Here is a 16,554-nt window from a genome sequence, read left to right as displayed (position 1 = left end):
GGCGGGCTAGCGTCCCGCGTCCAGCAGCTCCTTCATCACCTGCTCCAGCTCGTTGAACTCCACCGGCTTCACCAGGTGGGCGTCGAAGCCCGCGGCCGCCGTGGCGTCGCGGTCGGAGCGCTGGCCCCAGCCGGTGATCGCGATCAACGCGAGCGGCTCGGGCCCGCGCGTGGTCCGGAGCCGGCGCGCGACGTCCGTGCCCGAGAGACCCGGCAGCCCGATGTCCAGCAGCACCACGCGCGGCTGCGTGCGCTCGAACACCGCGAGCGCCTCCTCGCCGCTGTACGCGACCTCCGCGCGATAACCGACGCCGCGCAGCACCTCGGCCAAGGTGTTGGCGGCATCCACGTTGTCGTCGACCACCAGCACCAGGGTCTGCCGCTGGGCGGCCGTCGCCGCCGGGCGTGTCCCGTCGGCTCTTCCGGACTCGTCCACCAGCGGGGTCAGTCCTTGATCCGCCAGCGGCAGGCTGACGGTGAACCGGCTGCCGTGGCCGATGCCGTCGCTCGCCACGCTGATCGTGCCGTCGTGCAACTGCACGAGCTGTTTCGACACGGCCAGGCCGATGCCCAGCCCCGAGGGCGCCGGACCGCGCGCGTCGATCCGCGTGAAGAGCTCGAAGACCCGCGGCTGCATCGCTGGCGCGATGCCGACCCCCTGGTCCGTCACCATGATCTGCGCCCGGTCCCCCACCACGTCGACGTGCACGCGCACCTCGCCCGGCTCCGGGCTGTACTTGGCCGCGTTGTCCAGCAGGTTGCCCAGCACCTGCTGCAGCCGTGTGGGATCGCCGTCGACCGGCACCGGCACCGGCGGCAGCGACAGCGTGACGCGGTGCTTCATCTCGCTGTACAGCGGCTCGATCGCCTCCAGCGCCTGCTTCACCACCGTGCGCAGGTCGATGACCTGGCGCTTGAGCTCGACCACGTTGCGCGTGATGCGGCTCATGTCCAGCAGGTCGTCGAGCAGCCGCGCCATGTGCGCCGACTGCCGCGCGATGATGTCCGTGGCCTGCGCGCGCGTGTCGTCCGATGAGGACTGCCGCAGCATCGCCACCGCATAGCGGATCGGCGCCATCGGGTTGCGCAGCTCGTGCGCGAGCGTCGCCAGGAAGGAGTCCTTGCGCTCGCTCTCGCGACGCAGTTCCTCCTGAGCCGCCGACAGCTCGGTGACGTCGACCGTCGCGCCGATCACCCGCTGCACCTGGCCGTCGTGCGCCGTGATCGGCCGCAGCGACGTCAGCAGCTGGTAGGTCCTGCCGCCGTGCGTCGTGCGCTGTGCGAGGTTCATCGCCTGGCCCGTGATCACCGCCTCGCGGACGATGCCGGCGAACTCCGGCTCGCCGACCAGGCTGCCGACCTCCGCGCCGATCAGCGCCTCGCGCGTGAAGCCCATCGGCGTGTTGAACGCCCAGGTGTAGCGGCCCAGCACGTCGCACTCCCACGCCATCACCTTGCCGCTCTGCAGCGCGAGGTGGAAGCGCTCCTCGGCCGCCTGGCTCGCGCGCAGCGCTTCCTGCTGCGAGGTGACGTCGACCGCGACGCCGTAGGCATGCACCGCGCGGCCCTTCGCGTCCAGGCTCACATAGCCGTCGAACTGCGTCCAGACGACCTCGTCGTTGTCGGCGCGCGTGATCGGGCAGGCCAGGCTGAAGCGGCCGCCGCTCTCCGTGGCATAGCGGTAGCGGTCGCGGAAACGCGCGGCGTCCTGCGCGGACATGCCGGCGAGCATGTCGTCCATCGACGTCCAGGTCCGCCCGAACAGCTGCTTCGCGCCGCCGCCGGTGGTGGCGAAGCCCGTCACCGCGTCCCAGTCCCAGGTGATCATGCGGCCCGCCGCGAGCGCGAGGTTGAGCCGCCGCCGGCTGCTGCGCTCCTTCTGCATCAGCCGGCCCGCCCACGCCGAGACCGACGCGACCAGCGAGCCCGTCAGCAGGAACAGCACGACCAGCGCCGCGTCCGCGACGGAGTTGACCGGGAACATCTGGCCGACTGGCTCGATCCAGAAGTAGAGGATCGCCAGGCTGGCGGCCACCAGGAAGGTCAAGGCCGGCCTGAGACCGCAGACCAGGCCGACGATCACCAGCGACGGGAAGTAGGGCAGCAGCGGTTCGCGGCTGTTGAGCGCCGGCTGGAGGGACAGGTTGAGCCAGGTCGCGGCGACGAAGACAAGCACCGCCGCCGGCCAACGCAACCAGAACCTCTCAATCACCATTTCTCGCCCCCCCATGCCGCCGCGGCACCGCTTCCGGCGCCCCGCGTCGTTGCAAATCCTCGCCATAGCCCCGCTATGGCTCCGGTTTGCGCCTGGCGGTGCATCCCAAATCGGAGCCGCGTCAGCACGGGGGAATCATGCGGTGAACTTATGAGGCGAGCATACCGAGGCGGGAGGGATTCGACCGCTCACCTTGTCCCCGACGTGTGTCGAGCGATGACAGGGCGTTTGCTGTAGGCCACGCGGCTATCGGGTGGGGCAGGGCGGCGGTCGAGAGAGCTTCAGCCCTGGCGCGTGCGTCGCCGTGCCAGTCCGCCGATCGCCAGGACGCCTGCGAGCATCAGCGCGTAGCTCGATGGCTCGGGCACCGCGCTCGCCTGCAGGAAGCCGCGGATCTCGCCGCCCGGGGCGAAGGTCGAGTGCACGTTCAGATACGCATTGCCGCCCGCCAGCCCGGTCGACAAGGCCGCGAAGGCGCTCGCGATCGTGCCGCCGTTGGCGGTGATGAACGCGGCGTTCCAGCTGCTGGCCTGCGTCAGGTCGAAGGTCTGGTCGTACATGCCCGAGGTCACGCCGAGCGGGAAGTTCGGAAAGGTCGGCGTCGTCGTCGCCACGCCCGCGTTGCCGGCGCCCGCGGCCGCCGTGCAGCAATGGATGTGCGAGGCCGTCGTCGTGCCGGTCAGGCCGGCGAAGGTGACCTGCACGCGCATCGTGAAGTCGTCGTCGTTGAAGGTCACCGTCGCCAGGCCGGTGCCGGCTGAGGCGTTCGGCGGGAACTCCGCCGCACCGCTCAGGGGCGCGGTGTACACGATGTCGTGCGCGATGGCGGGCATCGCGAAGCTCGCGGCCGCGAGCGCCAGCGCCGCGAGGGACACGGGCTTCAAGCTCTTCAGGGACGTCATGGAGGTCTCTCCTGGGTTCGGCTCCGCAACGGGCTGCGCGGAACTCAGGCGGCGGTATACGTCGATGCCATCGGGCTTGTGAGCGATCGGCAGCGCGGCGTGGGGCGATGAAGTCCCTCGCAGGGACGGGAGGCAACCGGATCGCGCGAATCCGGCACAGGGTCCGATGTAACGGGGTGTGCGGACAGGCATCGCGCTTGCCATCCGGCGGGGTTGTGCGCGGACCGGGGTCCGCCGCGGAGGAATCCCATGGAGTCATCGACGTTCCGCCTCGGACACCGTCCGCCCCTGGACGGCCTGCGCGGCTTCGCCGTCCTCTGCGTGATGGTCTTTCACGCGCACACCGGTTTCCTGGAAGGGGGCGGTCTCGGCGTGGAGATCTTCTTCACGCTCAGCGGCTTTCTCATCACGACGCTGCTGTGCGACGAGCTTGATCGTTACGGTGACGTCAGCCTGAAGAATTTCTATGCGCGGCGTGCCCTGCGGCTCGCGCCGGCGCTGATCCTGCTGGTGTTCGTCTACGCCGTGTGGAGCTGCCTCGCGCTCGACGGCGGCAAGGCGCGGCAGAACCTCCTGGAGGCCGGCATCGCGCTGACCTACATGTCCAACTGGGCGCGCGCCTTCTGGTGGAACGCGCCCGACCTGCTGGGGCACACCTGGTCGCTGTCGATCGAGGAACAGTTCTACCTGGTCTGGCCCCTGGTGCTGCTGCTGGCCAGCCGCTTCACGTCCAACCGGCGCACGCTGGCGCTGCTCGCGCTGGGACTGGCGGCGCTCTCGCTGACCTGGCGCAACGTGCTGCTGGAGCAGCAGCGCAGTCCCGAGCGGCTGTTCAACGGCCTGGACACGCGCGCCGACGCGCTGATGGTGGGCTGTGCGCTGGCGTTGTGGCTCAGCGGCCAGCGGGTCGACGCGCTGCGCCGGCGCTGGGCCGGGCCGCTCTCGATCCTGGGGCCGTTGGCGTTCGTGTTCATCGCCGCGGTGATGCTGGTCAGCGCCAAGGAGGAATGGCGCCAGCCCTACATGTACCGCTGGGGCTTCGCGGCCGTCGAACTCAGCGCCGCCGTGCTGATGGCGCATCTGCTGATCAGCGAACGCGCCGGTCTGGCGCGGCTCTTCAGCCTGGGCGCGTTGCGCTGGTTCGGCGGTATCTCCTACGGGCTCTACCTCTGGCACTACCCGGTCTACCGGATGATGCGCGCGCAGGGCGCCGCGCCCTGGACCATCCTCGTCGGCGGCTCCGCCGTGACCATCGCCATCGCGCTGGTCTCGTACCACGGGCTCGAGCAGCCGGTGCTCAAGCTCAAGAAGTTTTTCGACCGACGGAAAAACGGCGCCGTGGAGGCGCCGTCTTCCGTGGAGAGCCAGTCGGTCAGGCCGGCTTGACCAGCAGCGACCGCGCCCAGGCGTCCGCCTCGCGGGCCGGGGTCTGGCCGCTGACCTGGATGCGGTCCAGCAACTCGGCGACGCGGCCGCGGATCTGGCCGACCTCGGCCATCACGGCGTTCTCTTCGCCCTCGTTGCGGAACTCGCGCGCGACGCTGATGATGCCGCCGGCATTCACCAGGTAGTCCGGCAGGTAGGTGATGCCGCGGGCTTGCAGCGCGTCGCCGTCGGCGGCGGTGGCCAGCTGGTTGTTGGCGGCGCCGGCGATCAGCGCGGCCTTGAGCGCGGGGATGGATTGCGCATTCAGCGTCGCGCCCAGCGCGCAGGGCGCGACGACGTCGACGTCCGCGGCCAGGATCTCGTGGATGCCGACGGCCTTCGCGCCCAGTTCGGTCTGCGCGCGCGCGACCTTCTCGGCGTTCACGTCGGCGACGACCAGCTTCGCGCCGGCACGGTGCAGGTATTCGGCCAGGTGCCAGCCCACCGCGCCCAGGCCTTGCAGCGCGACGCGCACGCCTTCCAGCGATTCGCGGCGCAGCACGCGCTTGACGCCTTCATCGATGGACACGAACACGCCGTAGGCGGTCTTGGGGCTGGGGTCGCCGCCGAAGGCGCCTTCGCGCGGGATGCCCGACACGTACTGCGTCTGGGCCGTCATGCCCTTCATGTCGGCGGTGGTGGTGCCGACGTCCTCGGCGGTGATGTAGGCGCCTTGCAGCGACTGCACCGCGCGGCCGAAGGCCGCGAACAGCGCGGCGCGGTCGAAGTCGCCCTGCGGCTTGATGATCACGGCCTTGCCGCCGCCGAAGGGCAGGTTGGCGAGGGCATTCTTCAGGCTCATGCCCTGCGACAGGCGCAACGCGTCGTTCAGCGCGGCCAGCTCGTTGTCGTAGCCCCAGAAGCGGCAGCCGCCGAAGGCCGGGCCGCGCGCGGTGCTGTGCACCGCCAGGATCGCCTTGAGGCCGGTCACCGGATCGGCGGCCAGCAGCACGCGTTCGTGCGGGGCCTGGTCGGGCAGACCGAAGAGGGAGGAGGGGATGGCGTCGGACGAGCCGGCGGCGAGCGCGCGGGCGATGTCGGTGATGGCGTTCATGGGAACCTGCACTTGTGATGCTTGAAGAAGACCGGACCGTGGCGATCCGGCGGGGCCCGCCACGCTTGTGGCGCGCGGGTCCCGAAGTTTAGCGCTCAGCGCCCCATGAAGGCGTCCGACCGCAGCGTGACGACCAGCGTGTCGCGGTGGCCGGCATGCGCGGGATCGATGGGCTGGATCGGCGTGGTCTCGTGGATGACGCGCTCGTCGTCGAGCAGCAGCAGCGTCCACGGCTCCATCATCGTGAAGCGCTGACCGCGCGGGCCGTCCGCCTCGAAGACGCGCGACTCGCCGCCCTTGATGCCGTGGCGCCCCAGCATGAACACCGCCACCAGGTCCACGCCGTCACGGTGCGCGCCCTCGGGCGTGGGCCGGCCGATGCCGCCCGCCGTGTCGATGCGGAACTGGTGCGCCTCGATGAACCAGGGCCGCGCGCCCTTGAGCCGGTCCGCGACCGCGGCCAGCCCCAGCAGCAGCCGCGGCCAGATCGGCAGGTCGACCGCGGCGGGATCCATCGGCTCGAACCAGCGTTCGATGCCGCCGTGCAGCGCGTTGTAGTCCACCGGCTGCCAGTGCGCGCGATGCGGCGCCAGCCGCACCGAGGGCTCGGCCTGCGAGTCCACGACGAAGCTCGCATGCCGCCGGAAGCGGTAGCGGCCGCCGTCGCGCAGGTAGGCGTCGGGGGGCAGGTCGTTCCAGTAGGCCTGCAGCGCGCGCAGATCGGCGGCCTGGCAGTGCAGCCAGTGCGTCAGGCTCTCGGGCGCGATGACGGTGTGGCCGAGGTTCTGCAGTTGCTGTTCGAACTGCGCGGCACTGGAATACGGCGGCGGGAAATGCTTCATGCGCGAAAGTATGGATCGCCGCGGGCGGGATGGCGCATGTCACGCCGTGAACGCGGGATTGCGCGGGCGTTAGGTGGACCGGCTCAGCCGGCGTGCTTGTCCAATTCGGACGTGAACGCGTCGGCGTAGAACTCCTCGGCCGGCAGTCCGCAGGACGCGACGAAGTCGCGCTGCGCGGACTCCACCATCACCGGCGCGCCGCAGGCGTAGACCTGGTGCTTCGAGAGGTCGGGCAGGTCGCCCATCAGGACCTGGTGGACGAAGCCGGTGCGGCCGGTCCAGCCGTCCTCGGCCTTCGGCTCGGACAGCACCGGCACGTAGGTGAACGTCGGCATCGCGGCCGCGGTCGCCTCGGCCCAGTCGTGCAGGTAGAGGTCGGCCTTGGAACGGCAGCCCCAGTACAGCGTCACCGGGCGGGTGATGCCTTCGTCCTGGATGCGTTCCAGGATCGCCTTGATCGGCGCGAAGCCCGTGCCCGAGGCGAGCAGCACGATCGGCTTGTCGCTGTCTTCACGCAGGAAGAAGCTGCCGAACGGGCCTTCCATGCGCAGGATGTCCTTTTCCTTGAGCGCGCCGAAGACGTGGTCGGTGAACTTGCCGCCGGGCATGTGGCGGATGTGCAGCTCGATCGCCGGCGGCGTGCCGAGGCGGCTCGGCGCGTTGGCCATCGAGTAGCTGCGCCGCGCGCCGTCGCGCAGGATGAATTCGACGTACTGGCCGGCGCGGTACTGCAGGTTCTGCGTGGCCGGCAGCTGGAGCTTGACCACGGCGACGTCGCCGGCGGGCTTCTCGACGGTGATCACGCGGCTGGGCAGCTTCAGCACGGGGTACTCGCCGGCGCCGGGCACGGTGCGGGCCTCGACCGTGCAGTCCGTCTGCGGCCTCGCGCAGCAGGTCAGGATCATGCCGGCGGCTTCTTCCTCGGGCGACAGCGCCTTGGTCTGGTGCTCGCCGTGCACGACCTGACCCTCCATCAGCCTGCTCTTGCAGGAGCCGCAGGCGCCGTCCTTGCAGCCGTAGGGCAGGCCGATGCCCTGGCGGATGGCCGCGGCCAGCACGGTTTCGTCGTCGTCGACGGTGAAGTTGCGGCCGGCGGGCAGGACGGTGACCTGGAAGCTCATGGTGAGGAGATGACTAAACTAACCCGCCATTTTGCCCCAGCCCCGCTTCCTCCTCATGCCCGGTGCCAATCCCGCTTCGCCTTCCGTCAATCGCCGCGCCCGCCGCGGCCGTCTGCTGATCGTCGGCTGCGGCGATGTGGGGATGCGCGTGCTGCGGCAACTGGCCGGGCGATGGACGGTGTTCGCATTGACGAGCAGCGCCGCGCGGGTCGGCGAACTGCGCGCCGCCGGCGCGATCCCGCTGATCGGCAACCTGGACGATGCCGCGTCGCTGGGTCGGCTCGCGGGGCTCGCGGACCGCGTGCTGCACCTGGCGCCGCCGGCCGCGCAGGGCCGGACCGATGAGCGCACCCGGCGGCTGCTGCAGGCCCTGTCGCGCTCGGCGGTCCCGGCACATCTGGTCTACGCGAGCACGAGCGGCGTCTACGGCGATTGCGGCGGCGCGCGGATCGACGAGACGCGCCGTGCGAATCCGTCCAACGACCGCGCCTGGCGCCGCGTCGACGCCGAGGACCAGCTGCGCCAGTGGGGCCGCGTCACGGGCGCGCCGGTGACCATCCTGCGCGTGCCCGGCATCTACGCGTTCGACCGCGACGGCGGGCATCCGCGTGAGCGGCTCGGCAAGGGCCTGCCGGTGCTGGCGCGCGAGGACGACGTCTACACCAACCACATCCAGGCCGACGACCTGGCGCGCGCTTGCGTGCTGGCGTTGATGCGCGGTCCGGCGCAGCGGATCCTGCATGCGAGCGACGACAGCGAGCTGCTGATGGGTGACTACTTCGAACTGGCTGCGTCGCTGTGCGGCCTGCCGGCGCCGGCCCGCGTGACGCGCGCCGAAGCCCCCGGCGTGTTCTCGCCGATGCAGATGAGCTTCATGAACGAATCGCGTCGGATGGACAACCGGCGCCTCAAGCGCGAGCTGCGCCTGCGGCTGCGCTACCCGACACCGCGCGAGGGGTTGCTCGCCGTCGAGGACTGACGGGGGGGCTGAGGGCGCGGGCCGATCAGCGCCGGCGGCTGCCGCGCCAGTAGTTGATCATCAGCCACGCGCCGAGCATGCCGCCCAGGTGGGCGAAGTGCGCGATGCCGCTGCCGCCGCTGATGCCCAGGAACAGCTCGATCGCGCCGAAGATGGCGACGAAGTACTTGGCCTTCATCGGGATCGGCGGGAACAGCGGCATGATGACCCGGTCCGGGAACAGCAGCCCGTAGGACAGCAGCAGCCCGAACAGCGCCCCGGAGGCGCCGACGGTGGGCGCGAACGATCCCATCAGCAGCGTGAACACCAGCTGGGCCGCGGCGGCGGTCAAGGCGCTGGCCACGAGCAGTTGCGCGTAGCGCTTGCCGCCCCAGATCGTCTCCAGCTCGGAGCCGAACATCCAGAGCCCGAACATGTTGAAGAACAGGTGCCCGAAGCTGCCGTGCAGGAAGGCGTAGCTGATCGGCTGCCAGAACTCGAATCTTCCGGAGTTCAGCGGCCACAGCGCCATCTCGACGTTCATCGCGCTGAACGGCCCGTAGACGTAGGGGAGACAGAACAGGCCCACGCAGATCAGCATGAAGGCCTTGGTCACCGGAGGAATGAAGGGCATGGGGCGGGCGTCTTCAGAAGGCACCGCGGACGGCGCGTTGGGAAGGCGCAATGGACCTGGGATCAAGCCAATGCGTCCGGTCGAGTGTAGCCGCGCCTTGGGCAAGACCCGGCCCGCGGCGCGCGCGGCTTTCCCGGCCAACTTCCCGAGAAAACACGCGGAAGGACCTGCGGAACCAATGCTGAACCGATGCGGAAGGATGGATGTCAGCGTTGCCAAGACCTGACCACTTGGAGAGTGGTGCCCGGAGCCGGACTCGAACCGGCACACCTTGCGGCGGGGGATTTTGAGTCCCCTGCGTCTACCGATTTCGCCATCCGGGCGTCTCGGCAACTTGCTGCATGCGGGACCACCGGAGGTGGTCCGCTTCGCGGTTCGGAAGCGTTGCCGCGGAGGCAACGGTGAGCCGCGAAATGAGAAAGCCATTATGCCACGCAGGAAGACGCCTCCTGAGAGAATGCGCGGCTATGAGTGACGCAAGCGCCTTCGACCCCACGAGCTATCCGACCTTGGAAGACGTCATCGGCAACACGCCGCTGGTGCGGCTGCAGCGCATGCTGGGGCCGGAACTGGCCGCGCGCGGCAACGTGCTGCTGGCCAAGCTGGAAGGGAACAACCCGGCGGGCTCGGTGAAAGACCGTCCCGCGATCAGCATGATCCGGCGCGCCGAGGAGCGCGGCGAGATCAAGCCCGGCGACACGCTGATCGAGGCGACCTCGGGCAACACCGGCATCGCGCTGGCGATGGCCGCCGCGATCCGCGGCTACCGCATGGTGCTGATCATGCCGGAGGACCTGTCGGTCGAACGCGCCCAGACGATGAAGGCCTTCGGCGCCGAACTGATCCTGACGCCGCGCTCCGGCGGCATGGAGTACGCCCGCGACCTGGCCGAGCAGATGCAGCGCGACGGCAAGGGGCGGGTGCTCGACCAGTTCGCCAACAACGACAACCCGCGCATCCACTACGAGACCACTGGGCCGGAGATCTGGCGCGACACGGGCGGGCGCATCACGCACTTCGTCAGCGCGATGGGGACGACCGGCACGATCACCGGCGTCTCGCGCTTCCTGAAGGAGAAGAACCCCGAGGTGCGCATCGTCGGCGCGCAGCCGGCCGAGGGGTCGCGCATCCCCGGCATCCGCAAGTGGCCCGCGGCCTACCTGCCCAAGATCTACCGTCCCGAGACCGTGGACGAGCTGGTGCTGGTCGGCCAGTCCGACGCCGAAGACATGGCCCGCCGCCTGGCGCGCGAGGAAGGTCTGTTCGGCGGCATCTCCGCCGCCGGGGCCTGCTGGGTCGCGATGCAGATCGCGCGTCAGGTCTCGAACGCGACCATCGTGTTCGTGGTCTGCGATCGCGGCGATCGCTACTTGTCGACAGGTGTGTTCCCCGCCTGACGTCGCGCGGTCAATCAGGGATGATGGCCGCATCGCGACACGCAGGCGCTCCGGCGCCCACGCCTCATGAGCTTCCGCTTCTGCCCGCAATGCGCCAGTGAACTGGCTTGGATCGAGCTGCCGGAAGACGGCGGCCCCAAGACCCGGCTGCGTTGCCCGAACTGCGACTTCACCCACTGGAACAACCCGACGCCGGTGCTGGCCGCCGTCGTCGAATGCGTCGACCGGGAGGGCCAGGTCTTGCTCGCGCGCAACGCCGCGTGGCCGGGGCCGTTCTTTGGCCTGATCACCGGGTTCATGGAAGCCGGCGAGTCACCGGAAGAGGGCATCCGGCGCGAGGTGCTGGAGGAGACTTCGCTCGAGGCGCTCGGCGCGACGCTGATCGGCGTCTACGACTTCCAGAAGAAGAACCAGGTCATCATTGCGTACCACGTGCCCGCGCGCGGCGAGGTCACGCTGTCGCCGGAGCTGGTCGAGTACACGCTGACGCCGCCGGAGCAGCTCAAGTGCTGGCCCGCCGGCACCGGCCAGGCGCTGGCCGACTGGCTGCGCGGACGCGGCATCGAACCGAAGTGGATGGCGCCTCGCACCTGAACCGCGTGGGCCTCAACCGCTCGCGCCGACCGTCACCGACCGGCTGACTAGAATCCGCTTCATCGGCCGCCGTCATCGGCGGCAAGGACGCTCTCATGGACATTCACAAGGAACTCGACACCCGCGGCCTCAACTGCCCGCTGCCCATCCTCAAGGCGAAGAAGGCCCTGGCGGAGATGGAAAGCGGTCAACTGCTCAAGGTCGTCGCGACGGATCCCGGCTCGACCCGCGACTTCCAGGCCTTCGCGCGGCAGACCGGCAACGAACTGGTCGAGCAGACGGCGGCGGGCGACGAATTCATCCACGTGCTCAAGCGGCGCTGAGTCCAGCGCATCGCCTCAAACGAAGAAGGCCACGCGATGCGTGGCCTTCGTGCTTCATGACCGGACAGTGACGGGAAGTCCTGCTGTCAGAACTTCAGCACGGGTTCAGCGCGGTCAGATTTCCAGGGTCTTGAGGTACTCGCGGAAGCTGGCGCCGAGTTCCGGGTGAGCCAGCGCGAGTTCGACGTTGGCCTGCAGGAAACCTTCCTTGCTGCCGCAGTCGTAGCGCTTGCCTTCATAACGGAAGGCGAAGACCTTCTCGCGACGCATCAGCGCGGCGATGCCGTCGGTCAGCTGGATCTCGCCGCCGACACCGCGCGGCTGGGTCGCGATCTCGCGGAACACGCCCGGCGTCAGGATGTAGCGGCCGGCCACGCCCAGGCGCGAAGGCGCATCCTCGGGGGCGGGCTTCTCCACCATGTGGGTGAGATCCATCAGGCGGTCGCTGATCGCCGCGCCGGCCACGATGCCGTAGCGCTTGGTGTGTTCGGCCGGCACTTCCTGGACCGCCAGGATGGAGGCCTGCCATTCGGAGAACTGGTCCACCATCTGCTTCAGGACCGGCGGCTTGCCGACCATCAGGTCGTCGGCCAGCAGCACCGCGAAGGGCTCGTTGACGACGACGCATTGCGCGCACAGCACCGCGTGGCCCAGGCCCAGGGCCTTGGGCTGGCGGATGTAGATGCACTCCATGTCGTCCGGCTTGATGGAATGGACCATCGCCAGCAGTTCCTTCTTGCCGGCGGCTTCCAGTTCGGTCTCGAGCTCGAAGGCGGTGTCGAAGTGATCGGGGATGGCACGCTTGTTGCGGCCGTTCACGAAGATCATCTGACGGATGCCTGCCGCGTAGGCCTCTTCCACCGCGTACTGGATCAGCGGCTTGTCGACCACCGGCAGCATCTCCTTGGGCTGAGCCTTGGTGGCTGGCAGAAAGCGTGTGCCGAGTCCGGCAACCGGGAAGATTGCCTTGTTGATGAGGGCCATTTACGTACACTCCGACGGTAATTGCGCCGGCATTCTTGCACGACGCAGCTGAAAGAAAATCAAACAAACCTCTCCAAACCACTCATGGCAGTGCTAGTCCTGGAACCGCTGGAGGCTGACGTCCTGGAATGGCTGGCGGAGCGCCATGTCATCCAGGCCGCGCCCGATCTGGCGGAGGCGCCGCACGCCTTGAGAGAGCATGTTGCGCAGGCCCAGGCAATTTTCTTGCCCGCCTCGATCGCGCTGGATGCGGAAATGATCCGCCGCGCGCCCCGCCTGAGAGCGGTGGGCCGCATCGGCGCCGGCGCGGAGAACATCGATCTCGAAGCCTGCCGCGCCGCCAACATCGAGGTCGTGCGTGCGCCGACCGCGGCGGCCTCGGCGGAAGCGGAGTTCGTCATCGGCGCGCTGCTCGCGCTGCTGCGTCGCGTACCGGTGCAAGGGGCGGATGGGAACTGGGTGGGGCGCGAACTGGGTTGCGCCACGGTCGGCCTGGTCGGCCTGACGCCGTCGGCGCGCCAACTGGCGACGCTGCTGCCGGCGTTTGGTGCGCGCGTGATCGGGTATGACCCCAGCTTGCACCATGCCGACCCGTTGTGGGGCCAGTGGGGCATCGAAGCCTACGGCCTGCGCGAGCTGATGCAGGCCGCCGACGCGGTCAGCGTGCAACTGGCCTACTTCCCGCGCTACCGCGGCCTGATCGGCGAGCGGGTGCTGAACTTCTGCAAGCCGTCGCAGGTGCTGGTGTCGACCTCGCACTCGGCGCTGTTCGATGAACAGGCGCTGGCGGACGCGCTGCAAGGCGGCCGGCTGCTGGCGGCCTGGCTGGACCTGATGGAGCCCGGCCTCATGGAAGCCGGGCGTCCGCTGCACGGCGTGCCTGGCTTGCAGGTCACGCCGCGGATCGCGGCGACGACGCGCGAATCACGGATGCGCGCCGCGTGGAGCGTGGCGCGGCGGATCTCGGAGATCCTGTCCGCGCCCGCCGTGCTGCCTGAGTTCAGGCCGACGCACCCAGGCGCGCTAACTGATCTTTTAGCCGAGCCACGGTGGCGCTGAAGTCGGCGATGCGCTGACGTTCCTGCTCCACGACGGCCGCCGGCGCGCGCGCCACGAAGCCTTCGTTGTCCAGCTTGGCCTTGGCCTTGGCGATCTCGCCTTCCAGGCGGGCGATCTCCTTGGCGATGCGGGCGCGCTCGGCTTCGACGTCGATCTCCACCTTCAACGCCAGGCGTGCCGCGCCGTGCACCAGCACGGGCGACATCGCGCTCTGCGCGTTGAACGCGGCCTCGTCCTCGATCAGCTCGACGCTCTGCAGTTTGGCCAGCACCTTCAGCGCGGGCGCCGCCTCGCGCAGGAAGGACAGGTCGCCCCCGGCCAGCAGCGGCACGCGGTCGGACGGGCTCAGGCCCATCTCGCCACGCAGGCTGCGGCAGGTGCCGACCACGGACTTCAACTGCTCGACCCAGGCGACGGCCTGCGGGTCGATGCGCTCGGGCTGGGCCACCGGGTAGGGCGCCGTGACCAGGTACTCGGTGGACTTGCGGCCCGCGATCGGGGCGACGGTCTGCCAGAGTTCCTCGGTGATGAACGGGGCGATCGGGTGCAGCAGGCGCAGGATGGTCTCCAGCACGCGGATCAGCGTGCGGCGCGTGGCGCGCTGCGCAGCCTCGTTGCCCTCCGCCTGCGCGGTCTGCAGCTGCACCTTGGCCAGCTCCAGGTACCAGTCGCAGTACTCGTCCCACACGAACGAATAGATCGCGTTGGCGACCAGGTCCAGGCGGTAGTCCGCGAAGCCCTGGGCGACGGCCTGCTCGACCTTCTGCAGCTCGCTGACGATCCAGCGGTCGGCCTGCGAGAACTGCAGGTAGCCGTGGGCGCTGCCGCCGGGGGCGCATTGCTCCTTCGTGTGCTCCACCAGACCGCAGTCCTGGTCCTGCGTGTTCATCAGCACGAAGCGCGTGGCGTTCCACAGCTTGTTGCAGAAGTTCCGGTAGCCCTCGCAGCGCTTGCTGTCGAAGTTGACGCTGCGGCCCAGCGTCGCCATCGCGGCGAAGGTGAAGCGCAGCGCGTCGGCGCCGTAGCCGGGGATGCCTTCGGGGAATTCCTTCTCCGTGGCCTTGCGGACCTTGGGCGCGGTCTCGGGCTTGCGCAGGCCCTGCGTGCGCTTGTCCAGCAGCGGGGCCAGCTCGATGCCGTCGATCAGGTCGACCGGGTCGAGCACGTTGCCCTCGGACTTGCTCATCTTCTTGCCCTGCGCGTCGAGCACCAGGCCGTGGATGTAGACGTGCTTGAACGGCACCCGGCCGGTGAAGTGCGTCGTCATCATGATCATCCGGGCGACCCAGAAGAAGATGATGTCGTAGCCGGTCACCAGCACCGACGACGGCAGGAAGAGGTCCTGCTCCACCGTCTTCGCCGGCCATCCCAGCGTCGAGAAGGGCACCAGCGCCGACGAGTACCAGGTGTCCAGCACGTCCTCGTCGCGCGTCAGCGGGCCGGTGTAGCCGGCCGCCGTGGCCTTGGCCTGGGCCTCGGCCTCGTCATGGGCGACGAAGACCTCGCCGTTGCTGCCGTACCAGGCGGGGATCTGATGGCCCCACCAGAGCTGGCGCGAGATGCACCAGTCCTGGATGTTGCTCATCCACTGGTTGTAGGTGTTGACCCAGTTCTCGGGCACGAACTTCACCTCGCCGCTGGCGACGACGTCGATCGCCTTCTGCGAAATGGACTTGCCGTCCTTGCCCGGCTTGCGGGTGGCCACGAACCACTGGTCGGTCAGCATCGGCTCGACGATCTGGCCGGTGCGGGTGCAGCGCGGCACCATCAGCTTGTGCTTCTTGACCTCGACCAGCAGGCCCTGGTCCTCGAGCGCCTTGACGATCAGCTTGCGCGCGGCGAAGCGGTCCAGGCCGCGGTACTCGGCCGGGATCTCGTCCATCGTGTCCACGACGGTCGCGTCCAGCGTGAAGATCGTCAGCATCGGCAGCTGGTGGCGCTGGCCGACCTGGTAGTCGTTGGTGTCGTGCGCCGGCGTGACCTTGACGACGCCGGTGCCGAATTCCTTGTCGACGTACTCGTCGGCGATCACCGGCACCAGGCGGCCCGTGATGGGCAGCTTCACCTGACGGCCGATCAGGTGCTTGTAGCGCTCGTCCTCCGGATGGACCATGACGGCGGTGTCGCCCAGCATGGTCTCGGGACGCGTGGTCGCGACGACCAGCGACTCATCGCCCTCGGCCATCGGATAGCGGATGTGCCACAGCGAGCCGTCCTCTTCCTCGCTCTCGACCTCCAGGTCGGAGACGGCGGACTTCAGGATCGGATCCCAGCTGACCAGCCGCTTGCCGCGGTAGATCAGGCCCTCGTCGAAGAGCTTGACGAAGGTGTCGACCACGACGGGCGAGAGCTTCTCGTCCATCGTGAAGTACTCGTGGCCCCAGGACACCGAGTCGCCCATGCGGCGCATCTGCTGCGTGATGGTCGAGCCGGACTGCTGCTTCCATTCCCAGACGCGGGCGACGAAGTTCTTGCGGCCCAGGTCGTGGCGGCTCTGGCCCTGGCCCTGCAGCTGGCGCTCCACGACGATCTGCGTGGCGATGCCGGCGTGGTCGGTGCCGGGGACCCACAGCGTGTTGTGGCCGCGCATGCGGTGGTAGCGCGTCAACGAGTCCATGATGGTCTGGTTGAACGCGTGACCCATGTGCAGCGTGCCCGTCACGTTGGGCGGGGGCAGCTGGATGCTGAACGACGGCTTGGCCGGATCGAGCGAGGGCTCATAGAGGCCCTTGGCCTCCCACAGCGGGCCCCAATGGGCTTCCAGGGAGGCGGGTTCGAAGGACTTGGCGAGTTCGGTCATGGGGCGCGCCGCCGTGAAGCGGTGTAAGGCGGTGTCATCTGGGCGAGGGACAAGGTGAGCCGACGATTGTAGGGCGGCGGGACCCCGCGACGCCCCTGTCGGGCGGCCGCAGACGGGGGACACCCCAGAGAGGGATGCGCTCCGTCCGGAGAGGGAGATGTCGAATCCCGACTCCCTGACGCGTCGTGTCAGCAGGGACGCCGTTTTTCTCTGCGTTTCGCCCAGTACCCCCCTTGGAGGCATTCCC

Annotated in this window: 14 protein-coding genes and 1 tRNA gene; 6 read left to right on the top strand and 9 right to left on the bottom strand. The window is 69.1% G+C overall.

All coding sequences use genetic code 11. The features are described 5' to 3' along the window. Positions 1–6 precede the first annotated feature (6 nt). Both AC07OZ_RS18645 and AC07OZ_RS18640 read right to left on the bottom strand, forming a co-directional pair. Positions 7–2,211, bottom strand: a complete 2,205-nt coding sequence (locus AC07OZ_RS18645) for a hybrid sensor histidine kinase/response regulator (protein ID WP_495468581.1) — start codon at positions 2,209–2,211, stop codon at positions 7–9. 284 nt (positions 2,212–2,495) lie between these two features. Then, positions 2,496–3,116 (bottom strand): CHRD domain-containing protein, encoded by a 621-nt coding sequence (locus AC07OZ_RS18640; protein ID WP_495468580.1) that lies wholly within the window; start codon positions 3,114–3,116, stop codon positions 2,496–2,498. 249 nt (positions 3,117–3,365) lie between these two features. On the opposite strand from AC07OZ_RS18640, the gene AC07OZ_RS18635 reads away from it, so the two are divergent. Further along, positions 3,366–4,502, top strand: a complete 1,137-nt coding sequence (locus AC07OZ_RS18635) for an acyltransferase family protein (RefSeq protein ID WP_495468579.1) — start codon at positions 3,366–3,368, stop codon at positions 4,500–4,502. Here AC07OZ_RS18635 and AC07OZ_RS18630 read toward each other — a convergent pair. The 3 genes from AC07OZ_RS18630 to AC07OZ_RS18620 all read right to left on the bottom strand — a co-directional run bounded on the left by AC07OZ_RS18630 (position 4,489) and on the right by AC07OZ_RS18620 (position 7,558). Next, positions 4,489–5,595, bottom strand: a complete 1,107-nt coding sequence (locus AC07OZ_RS18630; protein WP_495468578.1) for a Glu/Leu/Phe/Val family dehydrogenase — start codon at positions 5,593–5,595, stop codon at positions 4,489–4,491. The two genes, AC07OZ_RS18635 and AC07OZ_RS18630, sit on opposite strands and share 14 nt — an antisense overlap. Before the next feature lie 95 nt (positions 5,596–5,690). Beyond that, on the bottom strand, positions 5,691–6,437 hold the full coding sequence (locus AC07OZ_RS18625; protein ID WP_495468577.1) for a 2OG-Fe dioxygenase family protein: 747 nt from the start codon (positions 6,435–6,437) through the stop codon (positions 5,691–5,693). A gap of 83 nt (positions 6,438–6,520) precedes the next feature. Next, positions 6,521–7,558 carry a CDP-6-deoxy-delta-3,4-glucoseen reductase gene (locus tag AC07OZ_RS18620; protein ID WP_495468576.1) on the bottom strand — a complete coding sequence of 346 codons (1,038 nt, stop codon included), beginning with the start codon at positions 7,556–7,558 and terminating at the stop codon, positions 6,521–6,523. A 55-nt stretch (positions 7,559–7,613) separates the two neighbouring features. Between AC07OZ_RS18620 and AC07OZ_RS18615 the strand changes: the two genes are divergently transcribed. After that, positions 7,614–8,537 (top strand): NAD-dependent epimerase/dehydratase family protein, encoded by a 924-nt coding sequence (locus AC07OZ_RS18615; RefSeq protein ID WP_495468575.1) that lies wholly within the window; start codon positions 7,614–7,616, stop codon positions 8,535–8,537. A gap of 25 nt (positions 8,538–8,562) precedes the next feature. Here AC07OZ_RS18615 and AC07OZ_RS18610 read toward each other — a convergent pair whose 3' ends face one another. Beyond that, positions 8,563–9,150 (bottom strand): rhomboid family intramembrane serine protease, encoded by a 588-nt coding sequence (locus AC07OZ_RS18610; protein WP_495468574.1) that lies wholly within the window; start codon positions 9,148–9,150, stop codon positions 8,563–8,565. Positions 9,151–9,388: 238 nt separating this feature from the next. Continuing rightward, positions 9,389–9,473 (bottom strand) — tRNA-Leu (locus tag AC07OZ_RS18605). Positions 9,474–9,617: 144 nt separating this feature from the next. Here AC07OZ_RS18605 and cysM point away from each other — a divergent pair. The 3 genes from cysM to AC07OZ_RS18590 all read left to right on the top strand — a co-directional run bounded on the left by cysM (position 9,618) and on the right by AC07OZ_RS18590 (position 11,464). Next, positions 9,618–10,547: a cysteine synthase CysM gene (gene cysM, locus AC07OZ_RS18600; protein WP_067274271.1), complete on the top strand. Its 930-nt coding sequence runs from the start codon at positions 9,618–9,620 to the stop codon at positions 10,545–10,547. Between the two features lie 66 nt (positions 10,548–10,613). Next, positions 10,614–11,141 (top strand): NUDIX domain-containing protein, encoded by a 528-nt coding sequence (locus AC07OZ_RS18595; RefSeq protein ID WP_495468573.1) that lies wholly within the window; start codon positions 10,614–10,616, stop codon positions 11,139–11,141. Positions 11,142–11,236: 95 nt separating this feature from the next. Further along, positions 11,237–11,464 (top strand): sulfurtransferase TusA family protein, encoded by a 228-nt coding sequence (locus tag AC07OZ_RS18590; RefSeq protein ID WP_088406471.1) that lies wholly within the window; start codon positions 11,237–11,239, stop codon positions 11,462–11,464. 114 nt (positions 11,465–11,578) lie between these two features. Here AC07OZ_RS18590 and galU read toward each other — a convergent pair whose 3' ends face one another. Then, entirely contained in the window at positions 11,579–12,448 is an 870-nt protein-coding gene (gene galU / locus AC07OZ_RS18585) for a UTP--glucose-1-phosphate uridylyltransferase GalU (protein WP_495468572.1), read from the bottom strand. 84 nt (positions 12,449–12,532) lie between these two features. Here galU and AC07OZ_RS18580 point away from each other — a divergent pair, with 84 nt between their 5' ends. After that, positions 12,533–13,507: an NAD(P)-dependent oxidoreductase gene (locus tag AC07OZ_RS18580; RefSeq protein ID WP_495468571.1), complete on the top strand. Its 975-nt coding sequence runs from the start codon at positions 12,533–12,535 to the stop codon at positions 13,505–13,507. Here AC07OZ_RS18580 and AC07OZ_RS18575 read toward each other — a convergent pair. Beyond that, positions 13,449–16,307 carry a valine--tRNA ligase gene (locus AC07OZ_RS18575; RefSeq protein ID WP_495468570.1) on the bottom strand — a complete coding sequence of 953 codons (2,859 nt, stop codon included), beginning with the start codon at positions 16,305–16,307 and terminating at the stop codon, positions 13,449–13,451. The genes AC07OZ_RS18580 and AC07OZ_RS18575 overlap by 59 nt on opposite strands. Positions 16,308–16,554: the final 247 nt, after the last annotated feature.

The organism is Roseateles sp. GW821-FHT09G03 (genome assembly GCF_059416045.1).
Note: the sequence above shows the minus strand (reverse complement) of the source record. Positions and strands in the feature narration are given on the sequence as shown.

Excerpts from the sequence above, each read along its gene's own strand:
- AC07OZ_RS18595 (WP_495468573.1), top strand. The coding sequence starts at position 10,614 with ATGAGCTTCCGCTTCTGCCCGCAATGCGCCAGTGAACTGGCTTGGATC.
- AC07OZ_RS18615 (WP_495468575.1), top strand. The coding sequence starts at position 7,614 with ATGCCCGGTGCCAATCCCGCTTCGCCTTCCGTCAATCGCCGCGCCCGC.
- cysM (WP_067274271.1), top strand. The coding sequence starts at position 9,618 with ATGAGTGACGCAAGCGCCTTCGACCCCACGAGCTATCCGACCTTGGAA.
- AC07OZ_RS18575 (WP_495468570.1), bottom strand. The coding sequence starts at position 16,307 with ATGACCGAACTCGCCAAGTCCTTCGAACCCGCCTCCCTGGAAGCCCAT.
- AC07OZ_RS18620 (WP_495468576.1), bottom strand. The coding sequence starts at position 7,558 with ATGAGCTTCCAGGTCACCGTCCTGCCCGCCGGCCGCAACTTCACCGTC.
- AC07OZ_RS18625 (WP_495468577.1), bottom strand. The coding sequence starts at position 6,437 with ATGAAGCATTTCCCGCCGCCGTATTCCAGTGCCGCGCAGTTCGAACAG.
- AC07OZ_RS18630 (WP_495468578.1), bottom strand. The coding sequence starts at position 5,595 with ATGAACGCCATCACCGACATCGCCCGCGCGCTCGCCGCCGGCTCGTCC.
- AC07OZ_RS18580 (WP_495468571.1), top strand. The coding sequence starts at position 12,533 with ATGGCAGTGCTAGTCCTGGAACCGCTGGAGGCTGACGTCCTGGAATGG.
- AC07OZ_RS18590 (WP_088406471.1), top strand. The coding sequence starts at position 11,237 with ATGGACATTCACAAGGAACTCGACACCCGCGGCCTCAACTGCCCGCTG.
- AC07OZ_RS18635 (WP_495468579.1), top strand. The coding sequence starts at position 3,366 with ATGGAGTCATCGACGTTCCGCCTCGGACACCGTCCGCCCCTGGACGGC.
- galU (WP_495468572.1), bottom strand. The coding sequence starts at position 12,448 with ATGGCCCTCATCAACAAGGCAATCTTCCCGGTTGCCGGACTCGGCACA.
- AC07OZ_RS18640 (WP_495468580.1), bottom strand. The coding sequence starts at position 3,116 with ATGACGTCCCTGAAGAGCTTGAAGCCCGTGTCCCTCGCGGCGCTGGCG.
- AC07OZ_RS18610 (WP_495468574.1), bottom strand. The coding sequence starts at position 9,150 with ATGCCCTTCATTCCTCCGGTGACCAAGGCCTTCATGCTGATCTGCGTG.